General features: G+C 39.2%; 23 protein-coding genes. 5 read left to right on the forward strand and 18 right to left on the reverse strand.

The window, feature by feature from the left end:
* Positions 1-214: 214 nt before the first annotated feature.
* From fmnA to pplA, 4 genes are all read right to left on the reverse strand, one after another.
* Complete coding sequence (gene fmnA / locus HRK21_RS04885) at positions 215-1,015, reverse strand: FAD export ECF transporter transmembrane subunit FmnA (protein WP_003739850.1); 801 nt, start codon at positions 1,013-1,015, stop codon at positions 215-217.
* 19 nt (positions 1,016-1,034) lie between these two features.
* Positions 1,035-1,994, reverse strand: a complete 960-nt coding sequence (gene menA / locus HRK21_RS04890; protein WP_070006570.1) for a 1,4-dihydroxy-2-naphthoate polyprenyltransferase — start codon at positions 1,992-1,994, stop codon at positions 1,035-1,037.
* A gap of 78 nt (positions 1,995-2,072) precedes the next feature.
* A complete protein-coding gene (locus HRK21_RS04895) occupies positions 2,073-3,155 on the reverse strand; it encodes an FAD:protein FMN transferase (RefSeq protein ID WP_070006571.1) in 1,083 nt (360 codons plus the stop codon).
* Positions 3,156-3,318: 163 nt separating this feature from the next.
* Complete coding sequence (pplA, locus tag HRK21_RS04900; RefSeq protein ID WP_003739853.1) at positions 3,319-4,218, reverse strand: extracellular electron transfer flavoprotein PplA; 900 nt, start codon at positions 4,216-4,218, stop codon at positions 3,319-3,321.
* A gap of 444 nt (positions 4,219-4,662) precedes the next feature.
* Between pplA and HRK21_RS04905 the strand changes: the two genes are divergently transcribed.
* The 5 genes from HRK21_RS04905 (at position 4,663) to HRK21_RS04925 (ending at position 10,157) form a co-directional block, all read left to right on the forward strand.
* On the forward strand, positions 4,663-6,549 hold the full coding sequence (locus tag HRK21_RS04905) for an FAD-dependent oxidoreductase (RefSeq protein WP_003728545.1): 1,887 nt from the start codon (positions 4,663-4,665) through the stop codon (positions 6,547-6,549).
* Positions 6,550-6,724: 175 nt separating this feature from the next.
* Positions 6,725-7,159, forward strand: a complete 435-nt coding sequence (eetA, locus tag HRK21_RS04910) for a flavin-based extracellular electron transfer system protein EetA (RefSeq protein ID WP_003733042.1) — start codon at positions 6,725-6,727, stop codon at positions 7,157-7,159.
* 32 nt (positions 7,160-7,191) lie between these two features.
* The gene (eetB, locus tag HRK21_RS04915; RefSeq protein ID WP_070006572.1) at positions 7,192-7,734 is read left to right on the forward strand and encodes a flavinylation system FAD exporter subunit EetB; all 543 of its coding nucleotides are present in this window, start codon (positions 7,192-7,194) and stop codon (positions 7,732-7,734) included.
* A gap of 21 nt (positions 7,735-7,755) precedes the next feature.
* The gene (locus HRK21_RS04920) at positions 7,756-8,736 is read left to right on the forward strand and encodes a polyprenyl synthetase family protein (protein WP_069887408.1); all 981 of its coding nucleotides are present in this window, start codon (positions 7,756-7,758) and stop codon (positions 8,734-8,736) included.
* An 89-nt stretch (positions 8,737-8,825) separates the two neighbouring features.
* The gene (locus HRK21_RS04925; RefSeq protein ID WP_070006573.1) at positions 8,826-10,157 is read left to right on the forward strand and encodes a cyclic nucleotide phosphodiesterase; all 1,332 of its coding nucleotides are present in this window, start codon (positions 8,826-8,828) and stop codon (positions 10,155-10,157) included.
* 47 nt (positions 10,158-10,204) lie between these two features.
* Here HRK21_RS04925 and HRK21_RS04930 read toward each other — a convergent pair whose 3' ends face one another.
* The 14 genes from HRK21_RS04930 to HRK21_RS04995 form a co-directional block, all read right to left on the reverse strand.
* The gene (locus HRK21_RS04930) at positions 10,205-11,191 is read right to left on the reverse strand and encodes a DUF4003 family protein (protein ID WP_070006574.1); all 987 of its coding nucleotides are present in this window, start codon (positions 11,189-11,191) and stop codon (positions 10,205-10,207) included.
* Between the two features lie 105 nt (positions 11,192-11,296).
* On the reverse strand, positions 11,297-12,040 hold the full coding sequence (locus HRK21_RS04935; protein WP_003728550.1) for an SIS domain-containing protein: 744 nt from the start codon (positions 12,038-12,040) through the stop codon (positions 11,297-11,299).
* Positions 12,041-12,760 carry a KDGP aldolase gene (locus HRK21_RS04940; protein WP_070006575.1) on the reverse strand — a complete coding sequence of 240 codons (720 nt, stop codon included), beginning with the start codon at positions 12,758-12,760 and terminating at the stop codon, positions 12,041-12,043.
* Positions 12,720-13,469 carry a creatininase family protein gene (locus HRK21_RS04945; protein ID WP_070006576.1) on the reverse strand — a complete coding sequence of 250 codons (750 nt, stop codon included), beginning with the start codon at positions 13,467-13,469 and terminating at the stop codon, positions 12,720-12,722. Before HRK21_RS04945 ends, HRK21_RS04940 begins: the two co-directional genes overlap by 41 nt.
* A 12-nt stretch (positions 13,470-13,481) precedes the next feature.
* Positions 13,482-14,474 carry a phosphotriesterase family protein gene (locus HRK21_RS04950; RefSeq protein WP_070006577.1) on the reverse strand — a complete coding sequence of 331 codons (993 nt, stop codon included), beginning with the start codon at positions 14,472-14,474 and terminating at the stop codon, positions 13,482-13,484.
* Positions 14,475-14,543: 69 nt separating this feature from the next.
* Positions 14,544-15,842 carry a PTS ascorbate transporter subunit IIC gene (gene ulaA / locus HRK21_RS04955; RefSeq protein WP_003726308.1) on the reverse strand — a complete coding sequence of 433 codons (1,299 nt, stop codon included), beginning with the start codon at positions 15,840-15,842 and terminating at the stop codon, positions 14,544-14,546.
* A gap of 26 nt (positions 15,843-15,868) precedes the next feature.
* Positions 15,869-16,141, reverse strand: coding sequence for a PTS sugar transporter subunit IIB (locus HRK21_RS04960; RefSeq protein WP_003739862.1), 273 nt, complete (start codon positions 16,139-16,141; stop codon positions 15,869-15,871).
* 2 nt (positions 16,142-16,143) lie between these two features.
* Positions 16,144-16,578, reverse strand: coding sequence for a PTS sugar transporter subunit IIA (locus HRK21_RS04965; RefSeq protein ID WP_003739863.1), 435 nt, complete (start codon positions 16,576-16,578; stop codon positions 16,144-16,146).
* A 193-nt stretch (positions 16,579-16,771) separates the two neighbouring features.
* Positions 16,772-18,838 (reverse strand): BglG family transcription antiterminator, encoded by a 2,067-nt coding sequence (locus HRK21_RS04970; protein ID WP_003739864.1) that lies wholly within the window; start codon positions 18,836-18,838, stop codon positions 16,772-16,774.
* Between the two features lie 154 nt (positions 18,839-18,992).
* Positions 18,993-20,180 carry an elongation factor Tu gene (tuf, locus tag HRK21_RS04975; RefSeq protein WP_069887415.1) on the reverse strand — a complete coding sequence of 396 codons (1,188 nt, stop codon included), beginning with the start codon at positions 20,178-20,180 and terminating at the stop codon, positions 18,993-18,995.
* 108 nt (positions 20,181-20,288) lie between these two features.
* On the reverse strand, positions 20,289-22,376 hold the full coding sequence (fusA, locus tag HRK21_RS04980) for an elongation factor G (protein ID WP_003724965.1): 2,088 nt from the start codon (positions 22,374-22,376) through the stop codon (positions 20,289-20,291).
* Positions 22,377-22,441: 65 nt separating this feature from the next.
* The gene (rpsG, locus tag HRK21_RS04985; RefSeq protein WP_003722012.1) at positions 22,442-22,912 is read right to left on the reverse strand and encodes a 30S ribosomal protein S7; all 471 of its coding nucleotides are present in this window, start codon (positions 22,910-22,912) and stop codon (positions 22,442-22,444) included.
* A 30-nt stretch (positions 22,913-22,942) separates the two neighbouring features.
* The gene (gene rpsL / locus HRK21_RS04990; RefSeq protein ID WP_003720973.1) at positions 22,943-23,356 is read right to left on the reverse strand and encodes a 30S ribosomal protein S12; all 414 of its coding nucleotides are present in this window, start codon (positions 23,354-23,356) and stop codon (positions 22,943-22,945) included.
* Positions 23,357-23,548: 192 nt separating this feature from the next.
* On the reverse strand, positions 23,549-24,946 hold the full coding sequence (locus tag HRK21_RS04995; RefSeq protein ID WP_070006578.1) for a deoxyguanosinetriphosphate triphosphohydrolase: 1,398 nt from the start codon (positions 24,944-24,946) through the stop codon (positions 23,549-23,551).
* Positions 24,947-24,960 lie beyond the last annotated feature (14 nt).

The following is a 24,960-nucleotide window of genomic DNA, read 5'->3' on the forward strand; positions in this document are numbered from 1 at the left end:
CAAAAGGGCAGACCAATGCCTGTCCATTTGCACTTTATCTATTATACACGGGTTAGAGGTAGTAATCAACCGCTTTTTGAAAAAAGTTTTAAGTTATTTTCATAGAAACTATTATATAGAAGATTCTCGGTTTTAGTTCAGCTCCAAACTGCCTGACAGAGCCATTCTACTTATTCTATCCAAAAGAAAAAACATCCGTTAATATCGAATGTTTTTAAGAAGTTCTTAGTATTACAAGTCCCGCAGTTAAAAGTATCATTATACATGCAGCAATTAGATCCCCGAAATGCCAATGCAGTATTCGGAATCGTGTGCGACCTTCGCCACCTTGATAACCTCGTGCTTCCATTGCATCCGCTAATTCTTCCGCGCGGTTAAATGAACTAACAAATAGCGGAATAAAAATTGGGACAACTACTTTCATTTGTTCGAAAAGATTGCCTTCACCAAAATCCACTCCACGAGCTCGCTGCGCTTTCATGATTTTATCTGTTTCTCCCATGAGCGTTGGAATAAAACGAAGCGCCACCGAAATCATTAACGCAATGTCGTTCACCGGCACTTTGAGTACTGCAAACGGACGAAGGATGTAAGCAATTGCGTCTGTCAGGTTCATAGGCGTCGTTGTGAGCGTGATAACGGTCGACATAATGATAATTAAGACAAAGCGCAAAAATACAAATACACCGTTTAAAAGCCCAAATGAAGAGATTGTAAACGGACCCCAATCAAAATAAATCGTTCCACCACTTGCGAAGAGTATTTGCATTACTACTGTAAATAAAATTAGCCAAATAAGGGGTTTTACACCTTTTATAAACACCTTTAACTTGATGCCTGTCATTTGAACGACCATGAGTGTGAACAAAACCATCAATGCGTATGTCCACCAGTTATTCGCTAAAAATAAAATACCGATATAATAAAAACCTGCTAAAAGTTTCGTTCGCGCATCCAGACCATGAATCAAGGACTCCCCTGGAACAAAACGACCTAATATTAGTTTTTCTATCATTCAAAGAAGCCCCCTTTTCTTATGTCAATTGTTGAAGCGCTACACTTACTGCCATTAAAATCGTCAACGTCGCATTAATTAATACGAAATTACGAATACCAATGACAAATGTTTTCGACTTTACTTGCTCTTTATTGAATTTTACTAGGTTACGATACACTGGATAGATTGTTATAAGAGATAGCAACATGATTGGATGCAAGAAGTTTATAGCTACTGAAATAACCACCGCCAAAAACGAAGCATAATACAGCACGTTAAATAACAGGACACCCATTTTTCTTCCTATATAGTATGGGAGTGTATAACGGTGATTCCTGATATCTTCATCCAAATCACAAAGATTATTTGCGAGCATGATATTAGCAATCGTGAAAATACATGGTAAGGATACCACACCTATTCGAATGATTTCTATTAGATTGAACTGAATCGTCACCATTTCTCCTTGCCAAAGCAAATTCGCGATTCCTGCATCATATGCATTTACATATACAGCTAAGAAGAAAATCCCGAACCCCATCGTTACACCTGAAAAAATTTCACCTAATGGCATACGAGAGAGCGGTACAGGGCCGAATGTATATAAGATACCTATGCAAAAACAGACAAACCCAATTAAGAGCACTAATAAATCCGTGCGAAAAACTAGCCAAACACCTAACCCAGTCGCAATGAAAAACATTAAGAAAATAGTTATAATTACTGTTCGCACCGGAATTTGCTCTTGCCCGATTACATTGCTGGTAGTTCGATAATCGTAGTCATGATTATCTGTTGCTTTGCGGTAATCCATATAGTTATTAATTGCTGTTGTAGTCAAGTCAAATATGAGCATAGATCCGAAAAATATCAGCGTATTTACAAGTTTGAACATATCATATTGATACACAACGAATAGCGTTCCTAACATAAACGGAAAAACACTAGCTATCTTCGTTTGGATTTCAACCAACTTTAGAAACGATGGTATTGACATATCCCCTTTTTAGCTCCTTTTCTAGTTTATTTAGAGCAGAGTCCAGATTGAATTCTGCTCACTTTCTTCTATAATAGTTTATTTTTTCAACGTATCCATTTGGAAATTTTTGTCTGTTAATTCGAATTGACCTTTTAAACCAGAAGTTTCGTATACTTTTTTCTCTTTACTGATGAAAATGGCATCTACACCTTCGAATTGTTCAATATAGTCCATTCCACCTTTAATCCCTTTGGAGAAAGTAGCGGTGGATAGGCCGTCGCCATCAATTGATTTTTTAGATACGATGGACACTCCAGCAATATCATTATCAAACGGATATCCTGTTTTTGGATCTAAAATATGGTGATATGTTTTACCATCCACTTCAAGGTAGCGTTCATAAATGCCAGAAGTTACAATCGACATATTAGATTCAGGGAGCTTCCCAATAACACTTCCTCGAGGCGAAAATGGATCTTGAATTCCAACATTCCACTTGTTGCCATTAGGATTATTGCCTTGAACGTAGATGTTTCCACCTAAATCTATGATAGAGGTAGTTACTTTATTAGCTTTGAATACTTTTAATGTTTCATCGGTAATGTAACCTTTAGCAATTGCACCTAAATCGAGTTCCATGCCTTCTTTTTCCAGATAAACCGTTTGATCTTCATCATTCATTTTAACGTCTTTGTAGTTAATTAATGGTAACACTGCGTCTATCTCTGCTTGGGAAGGTTTTCGAGCATCAGAAAAACCGATGTGCCATAGAGAAGTTAACGGCCCAATCGTAATATCAAAGCTACCACCGGAGTTCTCAGAGTATTTAAGGCCTTCTTGAATTAAGTAGTATACGTCTTTAGATACTTTCACTGGCTTTTTACCAGCTTGTTCGTTGATTTTATCTACTTCAGAAGTTTTTCCTGAATCACTTGTGGTAATTTTGGCAGCTAGATCTTTGATTCGATCGAAGCCTTTATCAAGGACGTCTTCTTTGCCTTTGTCATAAATTTTAAGCGTTACAACTGTGCCCATCAGAAAGTCCGTTTTAGAGTATGGTTGATCCATTAAATTTTTTGAATCGCTTGGTTCTTTTTTTGTTTCTTTACTAGAATTTCCGCACGCTGATACTACAAGTGCCAATATGATAACTGAAATTATTATTTTCCATTTCTTCATTAGCTTTTTCACCTTTCTAATCCGTGATCTTTACTTGAATAACTATAGCGTAAAAAAAGGAATAAATCTACAGTAAAAAGGCTTAATTCCTCTGTTTTTTCGATAAAAAAATCGGCTAGCCCTAAAGATTAGGACCAGCCGTTTTGTACATAAATTGTACTATTTATTCAGCTTCTACTAGGTTATACACTTTGATTGTATCAGTGTTACCATTTTGTGCAGCATTTTGAAGTTGAGCTGCGTAGATTTTGAATTGGTTAGAAGAGTTAGTAGCACCAGAAACAGTGTCTACTGCAGCAACGTCTTGTTTTTCAACAAGAGATTTGTTAAGTGCTGGGATGTATTCTTTTGGACCAGTACCAGATTTAGCTTTCATGTTTTTCTCATATTCAGCGTCGTCTGATTTAAGTTTGCCGTCTTTGTCAACATAGTTGTAGTCAGATTTAGTAATTTTACCATCTTTAACGTCCATGCTGAATACTACACGGTAACCATGTGCGTAGTTTTGTTCTTCAAGTTTATAAGTTCCATCTTCCATTTTAGCTAGGTTATTGATGGAAATTGTAGTTGTATCTGCTCTTTGAGCTGCTTGGATTAATTGGTTAGCATAGTTGATGAAAGCGTCAGAAGAATGAGTTGCTCCTGAAACTACTTCTACAGATGCTGCTGCTTGATTTTTAACTAAAGAATCGCTTAATTGTTTCAAGTATTCTTGAGGACCAGTACCTACTTTAGCTTTCATTGCTTTTTCGTAGTCTGCATCTTCAGATTTTAATTCGCCATCTTTGTTTTTGTAATCGTAGTTAGCTTTAGTAATTTTACCATCTTTAACTTCGATTGACATGAAAGCTTTCCAGCCTTTGTCGTCGAAATTCTTTTCTTCTAATTTGTAAGTACCATCAGTCATAGTACCGTCAGTTTTAGCTGTTTTCTTTGTTTCTGTTTGTTTTGTGTCTGTGCTCTTCTTGTCTTTGCTGCTGTCGTCGCTACTACCGCAACCTACTAGTAATAGGCTTGAAGCCATTACTACGGTAATACCCATTGCTACTTTTTTCAATTTCATATTTGCTCCCACCTTTTGGTTTATTATAACTTTGTTTGTGATTTCGTGAACACAAACCGATAGTCTGCGAAAGCGATATCACTTTTACAATACAAATGATACCATCAGCGTCCGGTTTTGTCTACTGTAATTCTAAAGACATAATTCATCTAATTTTCAAAATAATGACTATTGATATACAAAAGATATCTTAGGTCAACCTTTTCTAGCGAAATAGCAAACAAAAATGTCTAACATCCTATGTTAAATAAGGACTTTTAGCCTGCTTATTTATGTAACATTTGCACAAAGACCTATTTTTAAAATTTAGATTAGAATTGTTCTTTACTATCTAGACATTAGTGGGAGGTTTCTGTTAAACTATGATAGGTTATAATAATACTGTGGGGAATTTTGGACTCATTTTATTTTTGTGAATAAACTTACAAGGAGTTGAGGAAGCATATGCCTGAAAAGAATATCGTTTTAATTGGGGCAGGATATGCAGGTGTACACGCTGCTAAGAAATTAGCTAAGAAATACAAGAAAGACAAAGACGTTAATATTACATTAATCGATCGTCATTCGTACCATACAATGATGACTGAACTACATGAGGTTGCTGGTGGACGTGTTGAACCAACTGCAATTCAATATGATTTACGTCGCTTGTTTAATAGAACAAAAGTTAATCTTGTAACTGATAACGTGACACATGTAGATCATGATAAAAAAGTTGTAACAACAGAGCACGGAAGTTATCCGTTTGATTACCTAGTACTTGGTATGGGCGGAGAACCTAATGATTTTGGGACTCCTGGTGTTGGCGAAAATGGCTTTACACTTTGGTCTTGGGAAGATTCTGTTAAGTTACGCAATCATATTGAAGAAACTGTAACGAAAGCATCTCGCGAACAAGACGTTGAAAAACGTAAAGCAATGTTAACATTCGTTGTTTGTGGATCTGGATTTACTGGTATCGAAATGGTTGGGGAACTTTTAGAATGGAAAGATCGTCTTGCTAAAGATAATAAAATTGACGCATCTGAAATTAAACTAGTTGTAGTAGAAGCAGCTCCAACTATCCTAAACATGCTTGAAAGAAGAGACGCTGACAAAGCAGAACGTTACATGGTTAAAAAAGGTATTGAAATCATGAAAAATGCTGCTATTGTTGAAGTTAAACCTGAAAGCATCGTACTTAAATCTGGCGAAGAACTTCCAACAAACACATTAATTTGGACTGCTGGTGTTCGCGCTAACTCTGATACAAAAGATTACGGTATGGAATCTGCTCGCGCAGGTCGTTTGAAAGTAAACCAATATATGGAAGCTGAAGGTCTTAAAGACGTTTATGTCGTTGGTGACCTTGCTTACTTTGAAGATGAAGAAGGCAAACCAACTCCGCAAATCGTTGAAGGTGCTGAACAAACTGCATTAACTGCAGCGAAAAGCATCATAGTTGAAATGAGCGGTACTGGCGAGAAAGAACCATTCCAAGGTAAATATCACGGGGTAATGGTTTCTATCGGAGCTAAATACGGTGTTGCTCACCTTGGTGGTATGCACTTATCTGGTTGGTTCGCTATTTTAATGAAACATATGGTTAACTTGTATTACTTCTTCGGTATCCGCAGTGGTTACTACATGTGGCAATATATCATGCATGAATTCTTCCATATTAAAGATCACCGCAATATTTTCCGTGGTTGGACTTCTCGTTACGGTAACGTACTTTGGGTTCTTCCTTTACGTGTATATCTAGGTTGGTTCTGGATTGACGAAGCTCTTTCTAAAATCTACGGTGAAACTACATGGGATAAAGTAAGTATTACAAACTTAAAACCTTTATTTAACGGTATCGGTTCTGACTCTTGGTTAACTGCAACTAGCTCTAAAATGCCATTCGAATGGCTACAAACTGCTGCTACATCTGGCGCAAGTCAAGCTGCCGGTGACGCTGCTGGGGCTGCTGCAACAAACGTAACTACTCCAATTCTTAGTCATATGCCTGGCTGGTTCGAATGGATTATGAAACTTCTTATGCCAAACCTTGACGTTGCTCTAGTAATGCAAAAAGTTGTACCTTTTGTTGAACTTGCAATTGGTCTTGCTATGGTAGTTGGTCTATTCACTTGGCTTGTAAGTATCGGAAGTGCTGGATTCCTAGTAATGTTTACACTAAGCGCTATGCTTGGTTGGGACAAATTCTGGGCGTTACCAGCTTCTATCGCACTTCTAAATGGCGCTGGACGCACATTTGGTCTTGATTATTGGGCTGTTCCTTGGTTCCAAAAACATCTTGGTCATTGGTGGTACGGTAAGCCAAGATCCGTTTACAGAGACAAGTAAATTAGTTAGTTAAAATTTTAAATAAAAACTCGGGAGTGCATCCAAAAGCCAGTTTTGGCATAGGAGGTGCTTCCGTTTTTATTATTTGTTGATTTCTTAAACTTTTTCCTATTATATTTAGGGATTATCCTTTAAAATAGGATTTGTACATGACATTCTGAAAGGAGGCAATACGGTGAAGAAGTATCTTTCTATGGTGAAGCGTTGGGATATTATTATTATTTTATCTCTTTGTATACTCTCCTTTTTGCCGATTGCTATTTTTTCATATGTAAAAGCGAATGAACCGGCTCCTGCTAATGGAAAAAAAGAGCTTGTTGCGGTTATTTCTGTGGATAATAAAGAATATAAGACTGTTACGCTCACTGGACATAAAGGAACGGAAAGCTTTGATGTGAAGCAACCAGATGGACATACTAACACGATTGAGGTTTCGGGGGAAGAAATCCGAATTAGTAAAGCGAACTGTAATGATCAGGTATGCGTTCGGACTGGGGCAATTGATAAACAAGGAGATACAGTCGTTTGTCTTCCACATAAACTAGTAATTGAAGTAAAAGCGAGTGACGGGAGTTCAGGCGATTCAGATGATCCGATTATCTCTTCCTGACCTTATCCTCTAATAGATAGGAAAGTGTTTCTATGACAAAAAACAGACGATTAGTATATATAGCACTTCTGGCTGCTCAAGCGGTCGTCATTAGTTTACTCGAGCGGGCTATTCCGTTTCCATTTGCATTTGCTCCTGGGGCGAAACTTGGTCTTGCTAATATTATTACGTGTATATCACTTTATACGCTATCAGCAAAAGATACATTTATGATAATCTGCATTCGATTAGTTTTATCCACTTTACTTGGTGGGACTATTTCGACTTTTATGTATAGTGCGGCGGGAGCTATCTTGAGTTTTCTTGGGATGTGGCTCGTACAACTACTCGGACCGAAACGTGTGAGCATTATTGGCGTTAGTGTTACCGGTGGGATTTTACATAACGTTGGACAGCTCGTGATTGCAAGTTGGATTGCAGGCACTTGGTCCGTTATGCTTTATTTGCCAGTATTATCTTTCATCGGTATTCTTTCTGGCATTGCGGTTGGGATTGCAGCAAATTACCTGCTAAAAAACGTCCAAACTTTGCGGATGTTCGCTGATGCTAAACAAAGTCAAGCAGCACAAAAATAACTTTAAAAAAAGGAGTTCAATATGCAACTTCATGCTATGTGGGATGAGTATCCTGCACTTTCCAAAGATTTACAAGAAGTCTTACAAACGATTGAAAAAAATATTCAAATTCGTGATAAACACGTAGAGCAAAATGTGAAAGATTTGATTCATGCTGGCGGAAAATTGCTACGTCCTGCTTTTGCGCTTCTTTCTGCGCAAGCTGGTCCTGATTATGATAAAGACCGCGCTGTTTCTATTGCTGCTGCACTTGAAGTACTGCATATGGCAACGTTGATTCATGATGATGTCGTTGATGATTCTCCGTTACGCCGCGGGATCCCGACGATTCATTCTAAATATGGCCGCAATTATGCTGTTTATACAGGTGATTATTTATTCTGCATCTGTTTCAAAATTTTATCCGCGCATGCTTCTTCCGTGGAGAACATTGAATTTAATAGTAAAAATATCGAAAAAATCTTAATGGGCGAACTAGACCAAATGCGCACAAGCTACAAAATGAATGTGACTGTTCGTGAATATTTGACGCGTATTTCTGGTAAAACAGCACAATTATTTGCGCTTAGTTGCTACTCCGGTGCAACAGGTAGTAAAGCAACACGTATGACAGTCGCAAAATGTTATAATATTGGACATTATCTTGGCATGGCTTTCCAAATTATTGATGACGTACTGGATTACACAAGTACGGATGAAGGCCTTGGCAAACCCGTTTTAAATGATATGAAGCAAGGTATTTATTCTCTACCACTTATTTATGCGATGAAAGGTCATTTGTCCGAATTTGAGCCACTTCTTTCACAAAAACTAGATATGACGGATGAGGCTTCTGAACAAGTTTTAGCACTTATTTCTAAATATAATGGTGTCGAACAGGCATTTAAGCTTGCTAATAAATATACGAATAAAGCTCTTCGCGAAATCAAAAAGCTACCAGCTGGCACGTATCGTGATGATATGTACCGCTTGACGAAAAATATTTTAGATCGAGATATCTAAACCGTTTAGAACATTGCTCCTTACATTTTGAGTTTTGTTCTAAATTCCGGAACTCATTGTGAAAATACAAACATGAAAGCGTGGTTAACGTGATTCGATTTTTTAAAATAGTTACACCGATACTCTTATCTTTTTCTCTTGTCGCTTGTGGTTCTGCAAGTGGCAAAACGGAAAAAATTACTGCGCCAATTGAGAAAGACCGTAATTTATCGATGGTCGTAACGACGGATGTTCATTACTTTGCTCCATCACTAACCGACAACGGAAAAGCTTTTGAAAAATATGTGGCTGCGGGTGATGGGAAACAGTTAGCTTATAGTGATGAAATAACCGATGCTTTTTTAGCGGATGTCGAGTCCAAAAAGACAGACGTTCTTATTATTAGCGGCGACCTTACGAACAACGGTGAAAAAACAAGTCATGAGGAGTTAGCCAAAAAACTTACTCAAGTAGAGAAAAATGGGACGCAAGTTTTTGTTGTTCCGGGTAATCATGATATTAACAATCCTTGGGCCCGCAAATTTGAAAAAGAGAAGCAGTTACCAACCGACACTATATCACCAACAGATTTCAGTAAAATTTATAGTGACTTTGGATATGGAGACGCTATTTCAAGAGATGAGTTTTCGCTGAGTTATTTAGCTGCTCCTTCTTCCAAAGTATGGCTACTAATGTTAGACACAGCAATTTATAAAACAAATATGCAGCAAGGAAATCCCACAACAGAAGGTGGACTAACAGCAGGAACATTAGATTGGATAAAAGAAAGCAGTGCGCTTGCTAAGAAAAATGGTGCTAAACTTATCCCTGTTTTGCACCATAATTTAACTGATCATAATGATGTCATCCAAAAAGGTTATACGATTAATTATAATCAACAAGTAATTGATGCTCTTACGACAGGCTCTATGGATTTTTCTTTAAGTGGTCATATTCATACGCAAAATATCCGCTCTGCGAAAAGCACAGATGGCAAAGAAATCACCGATATCGTAACTAATGCCCTCTCTGTTTTCCCGCATAAATATGGCAATATTACTTATAGCGCAAAAAACAAAAACTTCACGTATCAATCACAAAAATTAGATATGGAAGCTTGGGCAAAAGCACAAGGCTCTAAGGATGAAAATTTGCTTCATTTTAATCAATTTGATTACGAAACTTTTTATAATAGTGGCTACGATAAGGCAATGATGGATTTAATGACCGATGAATCTTATGATAAATACAGCCAAGCAGATAAGGAAAAAATGGCAGATACCATGGGATTAAATAACATGTATTTCTTCGCTGGAACTGCCCCTCCAAAATCTGACGGTATGGCGTTATGGGATTCTGCACCAAATTCATTTTTGAAAGATTACGTTTTAAGTTCGTCTAATCCACCTAAGAAAAGTAATGATTACTATGTTAGTCCTTAAATAGCAAAAAACTGGTGAGCCGCAAAAGGCTTACCAGTTTTTTTGTATTAACTAGATGCGGCGGCTGCACTCGCTGCCGCTGCCGCACTTACTGCTGCCGCTTGTTCCATCGCGATTAAAATATGCACATTGACCATTAATCCTTCTAATTGTTCCTTACTCATTTGCCCTGATTGTTTTTCTGTATATAGGCTTATCGCCAGAGCTGTAACGAATTCCCGTCCGAATCGCAAACCTGGTTGTTGCTGCAATTCATCAATTAAGTTTACTAAACCTGAATCGATTTTTCGCCCGTCCATGACAAAAGCTAAAATCCCGATACTTGAGTAATGTAGCGGTTTTACTTTTATCCCTTTTTGACGTAGTTCTTCTACAATATTATCTACTCTCCGGATGAATTTGCTATCTTTTTCACCGTACAAAAGTGTTCCCGTTGTTGCCAAAAATTGTAAGCTATCATTCTTGCGGAAACCTTTCGCGGCGAACGCTTGAAAATAGTACTCTGTTATTTCTGCCAATTTCGTGGTATTTTCTTCCGGAAGATTAGCTAAGAAAACAGCCGTTGTCACATCTTCACTTTTGGTTAAAAATGGGTGATCTTTTTTGAAAAGTTGGTGGATTGTTTTTGCTTTTTGGGCCGTCTTTGTTGGATTTTCTGATTCTAGTAATAAGTATGCCGCAAAGTAAGTATATTCTGTGCGCTGGAATCCCGCTTGGATTAACGTGTTATAGTTAGCAATTACTTGCTGAACGCTCTCACCGCTGGCATTATTGTTTGCCATAAGTAATCCTACCAAGGATGCACGAACATTCCCGTTTAGCGCTGTGAACATGCCTAGTTGTCGCTTAATTTCTTTATTTATTTCACTAAATTTCTCCGGATTAACCACTTCATTATTTCCCGCAAAAAGACGAGCAATCAGAAAGCGAATTCGTTTATCGATAAAACTAACACCACTCGTTTTCACTAACTCATAGTTCTTCATCAATAATTTCGTTGCTTGTTCGCTATCAAATACATATGCTGAATCCATCGGCCACACTCCTTTATCGTTTTTATTTAGTTTAATTATAGCGCAATCTATAGAAATACTCTAACCTATCAAAAAAGTCTAGGCGCTAACCTAGACTTTTCTTTCTTATAAATTCATTCCAAGCAATGGAATTCGCTCGTTGTATTTATCAACAAGTGCTTGGTTATGTGCATCGGCATTTTCAACATTTCCACTAATAAATACTGGTGGTGTAAAGTTGTCGTTTACCATTTTTTCGATTGCTTCTGCAAAAATAGATTGCAAGATGACTGCGCCCGTTACCGTCGATGTTGGAGCAAATGCAATATCGAAGTTTGCCGATTTTAGGACGGCATCTCCTTTGACGGCACCGTTATCAATTACAATGTCCCCTGTATCAGATAAACGTTTTCCGGATGTGTGACGAGATTTTTGGCTAGCGGAGTATTGGAGCGAAGTAATCACGATAACAAATGCACCTTTTTCGCGCGCAATTTCAGCAACATCAATTGGTACGGGGTTTCGCCCAGATGTTGATAACACAATCATGATATCGCCAGGACGGATATCCTCCTCTGCCATAAATGTTTTTGCATAATCATTTTTTCGTTCCAAGACAGATGACGCCGCAGCTCCCTCGTGAAGCATAAGTGGTTCATGTAAAATCGGATGAATCGCCGCAAGCCCACCTGCACGGTAAAATACTTCCTCTGTTAAAATATGCGAGTGACCGCAACCAAATAAATGGATTACTCCGTCGTTTTCGATGGACTCGGCTACCTTCGCTCCTGCTTCTTTTACATAATCCGCTTCATTATCAAGAATGTTTTCTAATAAACGAACCGTAATATCGATGTAATTATTAATCATTTAATTCCCCTCCAAAGCAGCAAAAATTTTCGCGATTTCTTCTGGTTTTGTCCGACCTGTGACTTTATCAATTGTTTTTCCAAAAATATGCGGCATATAAAAGGGAATTCCTGTGGACTTGATGGCGGTTGTTATTTCAAGGATGTTTTCAGCGCCAATCCCTCCTGCCGGCTCAATGCCATAAATGCCCTTATCTGCTGCAATTTTTGTTAAATAAACTAGTTCATCTAAATATTTTGTGCCTTCAATGCTCATAAATTTGATGGACGGGATGTTGGCGGATAAACAATAATCGACAGCTTCTTCTGCGGTAATTTCGTCTCCGGAAGATAGTTTGACGATGCCAACTTTCCCGGTTGGACGAACGAGTGCATTAGTGTATGTTTCCGGGAGCAAGCCATTTGTTAATCCCGAGGTTTCGATTGGTTGGTTAATATGAGTGTTTGGAACAAGACGAGCAATATGAAGAACATCACGCCAGTTTTGCCAGTCTCCGCCACCACCTAGGCCAACACTAATAACTGGAGCTGTTGTTTGCAATTCTTTCACCACATTTGCGGCTTCTTCTGCTGTTTCATAGTTCGTTGCAACGATTCCCGGAACAGCAAAACCGCGCGCCGCTTCCATGACTTCCAGACTATTTTCTTTATCTTTCGCTAAAAAATTGAATAGCGCAAAATTATTCCATTTCGGTAGATTTTCGAATTTTTTCTTGTTCAAGTTTTATCAACTCCACACATGTTTTTAACGTTTTTTCAATCAAGTATTCGCCTTTTTCTGCCGTTGCTAAAGTTGCTTCTCCCAGAACTGCTGTCTTCGTGAAATTTTGCCACGGGGTTGGGGTGAAATCCGCATCGATTGGTAAAATTGGCGGATCATCTATGGCACGACTCATATCTGCATTTTCTGGGGACAAGTAGAGCATGAGAGATGTTTCAATTTCACAAGCATGAATGTACGTATGATGATTAGCTTTTCCTTCGCGCACGTCCATTGCTAATTTTTGGATATTCGGGTAAAAAATGTGCAAGATAACCATATCCGGATATTTTGCATATAGTTCGCGCGCAGCATCTTTGAGCGCCGCCATATTGCCAAGGTGTCCGCTCACTGGAACAAACAGCCGAAATCCTTGTTTATAAAGGCTTTCCCCGATTTCTATGACTACTCTTGTAACTGTTTCATTAGATAATGTTAAGCTTCCAGGAAAATCTTGCAGGCTCCAAACTTGGCCATATGGCAATACTGGAAGTACAAATCCGTCTGTTTCCGCCGCTATTTTCGCAGAATATTCTGACGCTAAAATATTGTCTGTTCCTAGTGGCAAATGGGGCCCATGCGCTTCGACTGCTCCTATTGGCAAAATGACTGGTTTGGTTTTCGTGATTTTTGCGCCAATATCAAATGAATTTTCATCTGCATATAACACAGCTTTCGCCTCCTATTTTTTAAATGTAAAACATCTTGCCGGGTTATCTACGAAGAATTTTTTGACTAACTTTTCTCCGTCAAAGCCTTTTTCGTTTGCTTCGTCAATAAAGCGTGGCACCCATTTTTTGGCGATGTATTCAAGGCCCGGGCCATGTCCGTAATGTTTATAATAGGTTTTGCGCGCTGTATCACCACTAACTAAAATCTGGTCTTCAAAACCTTCCGAAACTAGATATAGAATTGCGGCGATCCGAGCACTTTCTGGTGCGTATTTGATTTTTGCAATGCCATCGAATGACATGAATGCGCCTGTTTTTGCAACTTGCTTGTGATAATACGGGTCTAGGTTGCGGTCCATATGCCCAATAGAAAGATATTCTAACGGGATATTTTCTTGTTTTAAAATCTCAATTTGCTCTAAAGCCATCGTTCCTGCTTCTGTGTGAGAATGAATTGGCGCTTTTGTCTCGTGATGCGCTCTAGCAACCGCGCGTATCGTCTTTTCTTCTAAAGGTGTAATCATATTGTAGCCAGTACCAAATTTCACCTGACCGGCCTTATACGGCGTTCCTTCAAGCCCATTTTCGACTTCATTTACAACGAATTCCGTTAGTTTTTCTATAGGAGTATGTTCAATCCATTCATAATAGGTTTCAAAATCCCCGATGATTGGCTTCAGTTCTGGTTTGATTTTTCCGTCCCATAAGAAACTTTTGTTAAAGCCAGCTGTTCCAACGATTTGAATGCCCGTTTCTTGGGAAATTTGCGCCACATCGAGCACGCGTCTGCCATAATCAACCGCCGTTGCATCGACAATTGTTTTTCCGCCTAAATCTGCGAAATCTTGTACGTCAAGCTGCGATTTTTCTTTATCATCCAAAAGTAAATCATCGGCATCTCGTTCTTGCCAGTAAGCCGGCACACAAACGATATGCTCGTGTGAATAAGTGAAGCCCAACTGATCAGGGGCGATATCTCCATAAAAAGTACGAATAAAACTCATTTTTTAAAACTTCCTTTCAAAAAACCTCTTCCTCTTGAATGCTAAACAAGGAAGAGGTTTAGATTTTACTTAAAAGAATAATTTCGCTAACATGCTGACAATTGGTCCGAGGATAAACATATCTGAGTCGGCTGCCCACATGGCTGTATCTGGAACAGTCGTATTGATAAAGAAGGTAACCATAATATATTGTCCCCAAGCCACAACCGTAGCTGTTAAGAATCCACCTATCAATGCTCCTCTCACCCCACCAGTTGAGTTACCGAATACCCCAGCAACTGCCCCGTGGAAGAAGAGAACGATCATTGTTGGCACAAACACGTAGCCAACTGTATTTCCAAGTACTACTAACCAGATAATCGCTCCAATGAACGCACCCACGAAACCAATGATTACGGAGTTTGGCGCATATGGATAAACAATTGGTGCATCTAGCGCAGGTTTCGCACCCGGTACAAGTTTTGTTGCAATACCATTGAATGCCGGTACGATTTCACCGATAAACATCCGCACACCTACAAGAACGATGGCGATACCAGCGGCAAACGTAAAGGACTGAACGATGGAGTATACGATGAAGCTTTGATTTCCAGCTTCTGCGATTAATTTTTCTGCTCCTGGTGTTTTCTTCACCATCAGAATCACTGCCCCGACGACGAACAGAATCCCCATTGTTAGAGCTGTAATAACGTTCGAGTCACGTAGGAACTCTAATTTTTTTGGTAAATTAATATGTTCTGCATCATTTTTCTTATTCCCAAACACTTTCCCTAGCAAAGCGGATAGAATCGCTACACTGGATGAAGTATGTCCTAACGCGACGTTATCATTCCCAGTAATTTTACGTAAGAATGGTTGTGTAATTGCTGGTTGTAATGTCCAGTAAAGACCCATAATTACTGCTAAGAAAAGTACAAGTCCCCAGAACGGAATATCTCCACCGACAGCTTGCACAGTAATTCCTGCAAAAATGGTTGTTGTCCAGAACATCATATGACCAGTTAAATAAATGTACTTAAATGGTGTAAATCTTGCTAATAATACGTTGACTAAAAATCCAAGAGTCATCGCAAGTGTTACGGCACTACCAAATTTTGCATTAAAGGCTTCTTGTCCTAAAAATCCTGCAAGTGGCGGTGTCTCTAACCCAAATACTTCTTTCCACATTGGTTCGAAAATCCCAAGGGAACCAGTAATAACAGCCGCACCAGCGTTAATAATTAAGAATCCAATAATTGCCTTGAACGTTCCGCTAATAACTTGGCTTAAATTTTTCTTCTGTAAAAGTAACCCGAGAAGTACGATAAAACCTAAAAGTATGGCTGGGGTTCCAAAAAAGTTATTGGCAATCCACGTAATAATCTCCATTTTTTTCCCACCTTTTTTTGTCTTATTTAACTATTGATTGCTTCAGTTAATGCCGTCTTAATTTCTGCGTTGTCAAAATAGTTGTTGACGATAACTACTTTGGCACTTGTATCTGTTCCAAGTGTTTCTGCTAACTCTTGGCTTGTTACGATAATATCCACATTCATCGAGCGAGCAGCTGATACATCAATGTGCTCCACGTCTGCGTCAACTCCCATGTCACGTAAAACTGTTTCTACATTCATTCGTAAAATTAGGCTTGTTCCTTGACCAAGTCCACACACAGCTAAAATTTTCATCGTTATCCCTCCACTAATTCTCCAATTGCTTGGTAATCTTCTGACTGAATCAATTTTTCAATATTATCATTGTTACTAAGCAAGGAGACGATTTTTTGAATGACTTTCAAATGTGCCTCACTCGAAGTAGCTGCGAGTCCAAAAACTAATCGTACGGGATCATTCGCGGCGTGTCCGAAATTCACGCCTTCTTTTAATACGACTAGTGATACGGCAGAGTTTTCCACACCATCCGTTGGTCTTGCATGCGGAATGGCTATTTGAGGTGCAATGACAAAGTACGCACCATTTTCATGATAAGATTCCACCATTTTTTCTACATACTGCTCGCTCACATAACCTGCATTCACTAATAATTCTCCTGCTTGCACGATAGCTTCGTCAGCATTTTTAGCTGATCCATGCAGATTCACAAGCTCTTTATCCAAAAAAGACATATCTCTTCATCCCTTCTAACTAATTGATAGCGCTATCAATAACTTACACTCTTATTATAGCTGTAGTGCAATCATTTAAAAAAGCCCAATTCCTTTCTTTTCGAAAGTGCAAAAAATAGACTGTTACATTTTGTTGTTAGCGAGCATACAAAAAAGCCAGCGCGGCATCTTGGTGCCCCACTGGCTCTATCGCTTATTTTATGGTTAACATTGCGGCAATTTCTGCTGCTGATGTTGCTTGTTCCATCTGCTCTAGCAAGTGATGTTTCATGATTAAATTGGTGAGTTGGCTCAGCGCATTAATATGTGTGTAGGAGTCAATGGAAGCGAGCACAATAATTAATTTAACTTGATCCTTCGCTTTACTCGAAAATGAAACCGGCTGATCTAGTCGCAACAAGCTCATCCCAACACGATACGCCCCGTCATCCACAGAAGCATGAGGAAGTGCAATCCCTGGCGCAATAACGATGTATGGCCCGAGTTTCTCAATATTTTCAATCATCGCATACTGATAATTTCTCGAGATATAGCCTTCTTGTTGGAGAGATTTCGAGGCAACTTGGATAGCTTCACGCCAATCCGCCACACTTTCTTTAAACGTAATTCGTTCTTTCGGTAAAAGTTCTTCAAGTGTTGGAGATTTTTCTAGTTGACTGTCCGATTGCACTTGGAACAATACTGACTTCAGCTTAGCCGCCAATTTTTCGCGGTCTTCTACTTTGGCATACTGATCCACTACATCAAGCACAGAAGACAACATGCGTGCATCAGAGTCCTTTTGTAAAATGTGCGGGGCAATCGCCTTCATCAATTGTTGCTTCTGCGCTTCGGTCAATATCGGACTCACAATAAAAACTGGTGCTTTCGGTTCCATAATCGGCAAAGTAGAAACAATAAAATCTGGCGCATACAGTCCTTTTTCAAATTCACGGATGGAAATTGGCTCTAATATCTCTACCCGTTCACCGAGTAATTGCGATAATTGCCGTTCAATCATTCGCGATGTTCCAACACCTTTGGAGCAAACGATTAAGAGTTTTTTTCGTTCAACTAAAGTATTATTTTTGCGTGAAAGATAGCCGCCAAACAAGATTGTTACGTATGCTATTTCATCCTCAGGAATTGTTTCACCAAGCAAATCTTCTAGCGGTTCGAGTGATTTTTTCGTAATCTCATACACATCACTATAGCTTTGTTTAATGTCTGTCCGTAGCGGATTAATCCACTCAATTTGGAATTTAAGCCGGTAGTAGGCTGGTTGTAAATGGAGCAATAAATCTTTTTTTAAATTACGATGGTCTTCAAAATTCACGCAAGCAAGGCGTTCAAATTCAGCAATGATTTTTTCAACGATGAGATCTAGTTTTCCTTCAGCAGCCGCATCGTCATTCAAACGACTCGCACCAAGCAAAAGTTTACCTAAATAAGTGATTTCCGCATGATTTATTTTAAAATTCTCGCTTTGCTGCAATTGCTGATAAATTTCCTGAGCAATATCAAAAGATTCTACTTCATGCTCTTCATGTTCATTTAAATAACAGTGACGCTTCATTCGTTCCTTAAAGAAGAAAATCATAATACCAATGCGTTCGAGGACTTCATCTGTATAACGAATTCCAATTTTTTTCTCCGTTACAGCTAAAATTTCGAAAATCGTGTCTAATTTGGGAAATAACTCCTGATTTTTTATCATCGGATTAATTTTCATTAAAGCGAGCAACTGGTCTGCGGTTGCGATTTCTTCGTTATTCATACAATAATGAATAAAAAATTGGCGGATACTTCGCTCATCACCGAGAACCACATTACCATTTTTACGGTCATATGCGAGCTCTAAATTAAACTGTTTTAACGCTAACTTTAATTGTTTAATATCCTGTAAGCTTGTATTACGACTGACTTCATTACATTCATTAATCGTATCAATAATTACTCGCGCATCTGTTACAAGCAGAAAAAATAAAATACGGATGCGACGTTCACTAGCTGAAAAGACTTTGTGGCTCGCTTCCCTATTTTCAAGGATTTCTTTCATTGTCGGTTTTTCTTCTTCTAATAAATAATACCCTTGTCCACGAACGGACTGAATACCATCAAGTCCTATATTATCTAATTCTTTATTAATTTTTTCCACATCATATTGAAGTGTTCGTTTGGAAATCCCTAGTTCTTCTTGTAATTTTTCGGGTGCAAGATATACATTCGCCACAACGAGCGATTCGAGCAACGCCATATTTCGAGCATCAAATTGTACCACTTGGCCTACCTCCTTGATTTCGGTCTAGAAGGTAAAAAGATATGTCTACTTTAAGGTTATGCGAAAATGTGATATTTTTCAAGTTAATTTTTATTTTACGTACAAAAAAACCGACAAAGCCAAATGACTTTGTCGGTTTGAATCGTATCAGATATTATTTGCTGATGTTAGAAACAACGCCAGCGCCTACTGTACGTCCGCCTTCACGGATAGAGAATTTAGTACCGTCTTCGATAGCGATTGGTGCAATTAGTTCAACTGCAAGCTCAATGTTATCACCAGGCATTACCATTTCAGTACCTTCTGGAAGTGTAACAATACCAGTTACGTCAGTAGTACGGAAATAGAATTGTGGGCGGTAGTTGTTGAAGAATGGAGTGTGACGTCCACCTTCTTCTTTAGTTAAAACATAAGTTTCCGCTTTGAAGTTAGTGTGTGGAGTAATCGAACCTGGTTTAGCTAATACTTGACCACGTTGGATATCTTCACGAGCAACACCACGTAGAAGTGCGCCAATGTTGTCGCCAGCTTCAGCGTAGTCTAGTAATTTACGGAACATTTCTACTCCAGTTACTACTACTTTTTTGCTTTCTTCTTCAATACCGATAACTTCTACTTCGTCACCAACTTTAACTTGTCCACGGTCAACACGTCCAGTTGCAACTGTTCCACGACCAGTGATTGAGAATACATCCTCAACTGGCATCATGAATGGTTTGTCAGTATCACGTTCTGGAGTTGGAATGTAAGCATCTACAGCTTCCATTAACTCGTCAATTTTAGCTTCCCAGTCAGCTTCACCTTGAAGTGCTTTAAGAGCTGAACCTTTGATTACAGGAATGTCATCGCCAGGGAATTCATATTCAGTTAATAGATCACGAATTTCCATTTCAACTAATTCTAGTAATTCTTCATCGTCAACCATGTCACATTTGTTCATGAATACAACGATGTATGGAACACCAACTTGACGTGAAAGTAAGATATGTTCACGAGTTTGTGGCATTGGGCCATCAGCAGCAGATACTACTAAGATAGCTCCGTCCATTTGTGCAGCACCAGTGATCATGTTTTTAACGTAATCGGCATGTCCTGGGCAGTCAACGTGTGCATAGTGACGGTTGTCAGTTTGATACTCAACGTGAGCAGTAGAGATTGTGATTCCACGTTCTCTTTCTTCTGGAGCACCATCAATTTGGTCATAAGCTTGTGCATCAGCAAAGCCTTTTTTAGCAAGTACAGTTGTAATTGCAGCAGTTAAAGTTGTTTTACCATGGTCAACGTGTCCAATAGTACCAATGTTAACATGGGGTTTAGAGCGGTCAAATTTTTCTTTTGCCATTTTAAAATATCCTCCTCGATAATTCGATAATTATTTTTTACTTAGCTTAAATTTAAACTAAGCAATACTTCTAACTAAAGTTATACTTGATGTTGCGAAAAAAATCAATTAATCTTCTTTGTTGTTTCCACCATTAGCTTTAATGATTTCTTCAGCAATAGATTTAGGAACTTCTTCATAGTGGTCAAATTGCATAGTGTATACACCACGACCTTGCGTACCTGAACGAAGGTGAGTTGCATAACCAAACATATTTGCAAGTGGTACAAATGCGCGAACAACTTGAGCGTTACCGCGAGCTTCCATACCATCTACACGACCACGACGGGAAGTAATGTTACCCATGATATCACCAAGGTATTCTTCTGGGATAACAACCTCTACAGCCATCATAGGCTCAAGGATTACAGGATCACATTTCTTAGCAGCATTACGTAATGCCATTGAAGCAGCCACTTTGAAGGCCATCTCATTGGAATCGACGTCATGGTAAGATCCGTCGTAAAGTTTTGCTTTGATGTCAATCAGTGGGTAGCCTGCAAGTACACCATTATCTAGTGCGCCTTCAAGACCTGCTTGTACAGCTGGGATGTATTCACGTGGAACAACCCCACCAACGATTGCATTTTCAAATTCAAATCCTTTACCTTCTTCGTTTGGTCCGAATTCAATCCAAACGTGACCATATTGTCCACGTCCACCGGATTGACGTACGAATTTACCTTCAACTTGAGCAGATTTACGGAATGTTTCACGATAAGAAACTTGTGGATCACCAACGTTAGCTTCAACGCGGAATTCACGTCTCATACGGTCAACAAGGATGTCAAGGTGAAGTTCACCCATACCGGAGATAAGAGTTTGGCCAGTTTCTTGGTCAGTTTCAGCACGGAAAGTTGGATCTTCTTCCGCTAGTTTCGCAAGAGCTTGCCCCATTTTATCTTGGTCAGCTTTCGATTTAGGTTCGATAGCGACTTGGATAACTGGTTCTGGGAATTCCATGGATTCTAAGATAATTTGTTCTTTTTCATCACATAAAGTGTCCCCAGTAGTTGTATCTTTAAGTCCTACAGCAGCAGCGATGTCACCAGCGTATACGATCGAAATCTCTTCACGGTGATTAGCGTGCATTTGAAGGATACGTCCAACACGTTCACGTTTACCTTTAGTCGAGTTTTGTACATATGAACCGGAATTCAAAGTACCGGAATAAACACGGAAGAAAGTTAAGCGTCCAACATAAGGGTCAGTCATAACTTTGAATGCTAGGGAAGAGAATGGTTCTGAATCGTCAGCGTGACGAGCAGCTTCTTCTCCATCAGGCAATACGCCGTTAATAGCTGGAACATCTGTTGGTGCTGGAAGGTAATCAAGCACTGCATCTAACATTGGTTGAACACCTTTGTTTTTGAATGCTGTACCACAAACTACAGGATAGAACTCAACGTTAAGTGTTCCTTTACGGATACCAGCTTTAAGTTCTTCTTTTGTAATTTCTTCGCCTTCTAGGTATTTCATCATTAGCTCTTCGTCAAGTTCAGCAACTGCTTCCACTAATTTACCGCGGTATTCGTCTGCTAAGTCTTTCAGATCAGCTGGAATTTCTTTAATATGAGGGTCATTTCCTAAATCATCTTCGTAATACAACGCGTTCATTTCGATTAAGTCAATGATACCTTCAAATGTATCTTCGGCCCCGATTGGGAGTTGGATTGGGTGCGCGTTGGCAGCCAAACGTTCATGCAAAGTACCTACAGAATATAGGAAGTCTGCGCCGATTTTGTCCATTTTGTTGACAAATACTACACGAGGAACCCCGTAAGTAGTAGCTTGACGCCAAACTGTTTCTGTTTGTGGTTCTACACCAGATTGTGCATCTAGAACCGCAACAGCACCATCAAGTACACGAAGAGAACGTTCAACTTCAACTGTGAAGTCTACGTGTCCTGGTGTATCGATAATGTTTACTCGGTAGCCTTTCCATTGAGCTGTTGTCGCAGCAGAAGTGATTGTAATACCACGTTCTTGCTCTTGCTCCATCCAGTCCATTTGAGAAGCACCTTCATGGGTTTCACCAATTTTGTGAATACGCCCTGTATAGAAAAGGATACGTTCAGTAGTGGTAGTTTTACCCGCATCAATGTGGGCCATGATACCAATATTACGAGTCTTTTCTAAGGAGAACTCTCTAGCCATGTTGTATTTCTCCTTCCATAAAACAATTTTTCAGGCAATACGCCTGGAATTTGTCAGTGATTTTTTTACCAACGATAGTGAGCGAACGCTCTGTTAGCATCAGCCATTTTGTGTGTATCTTCGCGTTTCTTAACAGAAGCACCAGTATTATTGGCAGCATCCATGATTTCGCGAGCAACACGTACTTCCATTGTTTTCTCTCCACGAAGGCGAGCATAATTTACTAACCAACGAAGACCAAGAGTAGAACGACGGTCAGCACGTACTTCGATAGGTACTTGATAGTTAGCACCACCTACACGGCGAGCTTTAACTTCAAGAAGAGGCATAATGTTCTTCATAGCTTGTTCAAATACTTCCATCGGATCTTTACCAGTTTCTTGTGCAATGATATCGAATGCGGAATATAGGATAGCTTGAGACTTTCCACGTTTTCCGTCAACCATCATTTTATTAATTAAACGAGTTACTAGTTTCGAATTATAAATCGGATCTGGTAACACGTCACGTTTAGCAACAGGACCTTTACGAGGCATCGGATATCCTCCTTTCATATTTTATAAGTATTATTTTTTAGGTTTTTTCGTACCGTATTTAGAACGGCTTTGTCCTCTATTTTCAACACCAGCTGTATCAAGCGCTCCACGAACGATATGATAACGTACCCCTGGTAAATCTTTTACACGTCCACCACGAATAAGAACAACACTATGTTCTTGTAAGTTGTGACCAATACCAGGAATGTAAGCTGTTACTTCAATACCATTACTCAAACGTACACGGGCATATTTACGAAGCGCCGAGTTAGGTTTTTTAGGAGTCATGGTACCAACACGAGTACATACGCCACGTTTTTGCGGAGAGTTAACGTCTGTTAGTTCTCTTTTAAAACTGTTTAGACCCTTGTTCAAAGCAGGTGATGTAGATTTTTTAATTTTAGATTGACGAGGTTTGCGTACTAATTGGTTAATTGTAGGCATGGGATAAATTCCTCCTTCCTTGTTTAGTAGTTCCACACATCCAGGTGGTTCATTTTTTCGGTAAAATAAAATGGCTGTAAGTTCGACCTACAACGCTGTTTTATTTTCAGACCTCTGTTTATAGTAGAGGCACCTTGAATATAGTAACACCTTGAGGTTTAGATGTCAAGGTGTTACTTGAAATTTAGTTAATTAACTCAGTCCATTCAACCGTTGATATAAATCTTTCGCGTAGCTGTCGGTCATGCCGCAAATGAAGTCTGTTACAAGTAGCAGGCGGAGATATAGTTTCATTGTTTCGTTCTCGCCTTCTGCATTTTTGCGATAACAGCCTAAGTAGTTGTCAGAAATCAAGGTTAGTAGGCGTTTATCTTTGGCCGTTTGGCGTTCTGGTGTTTCGCTGTCGTAATAAAGCACAGCTGGGATGAATGTTTCAAGCAATTTGGAGATGATTTCGTTGCCGGCGATTTCGGATTCAACAATACCTTTATCTTGGTAAATGTACGTGAATGACAGGCTTTGTAAAATTTGTACGAGTTGTTCAGCGCTTGAAGCCTCGATGAGCGAGTCGTTGAATGTGCCTGCCATGATGGCGTCATAGTTCTCATAAAACACTTCAAGGGAGCGATTGATTAATTGACCACGGACGTTCGATGCGAGCCATTGTTGTACGATGAAACTTTCTTCTTGTCCTTCGTAGCGCTCGCTTTTTTTCTTGAGTTCGTTGTAGCACGCGGCAGTTACTTTATTATGCTCTTCAACCTCTTCAAAACCTTTTAAGATTTGCGTGATGTTCACGATGCCTTTTTTCACGCCGTCTTCTAGGTCGGCGTTTAGGTATGCGATGTCATCTGCCACTTCAAGTAAGTAAGTGAGCGGATGACGATTATCGAGCGCTTCTGTAGCGGTTGTTATTTCATTAAAAAGCGATTCATCAGCGTAAAAATAGCCTAGTTTTTTGCTTTTGATTTGTTTTTTATTTACTTTTAAAGAAGAAACTGGGTATTTGATAACCGCATTTAAAGTGGCAAATGTCAGGTTTAAGCCGTATTGGTCGAAAAGATAATGCAGTTTGGAAACTACACGAAGCACTTGCGCGTTACCTTCAAAGTAGTAAAAGTCTTCTTTCATTTGCGGTGTAAGGATTTCTGCTAGGCTTTTATTTTTGTAAGTGATGGTTGCTAAATTGTCGCGGAACCACTCACGGATACTTTCTTCACCAAAATGACCGAACGGCGGATTGCCCATATCGTGTAAAAGTCCTGCACAAGCAAGGATTTCCGGAATTTTATCCGCATGATCTTTTGTAAAATCTTTGTCTAAGTTTTCTTCCTGGATTGTGTGTGTAACCATGTTTCCCATTGATTTTGCAATCGTACTTACTTCCATTGAATGGGTTAGTCGCGTACGCACAAAATCGCTTTTTTCTAGTGGGAATACTTGGGTTTTATCTTGCAAACGGCGAAATGATGCACTCATGACGATACGCTGGAAATCATTTTCAAAAGCGCTACGTACGTCGGTGTTTTTCGAACGAGTGACACCGGATTCGCGGCGACGTTTATCATTTAATAGTTTATCCCATTTCATTTAAATCCCATCCT

The organism is Listeria monocytogenes (assembly GCF_013282665.1).
In the GTDB taxonomy this organism is placed as follows: Bacteria; Bacillota; Bacilli; order Lactobacillales; family Listeriaceae; genus Listeria; species Listeria monocytogenes_C.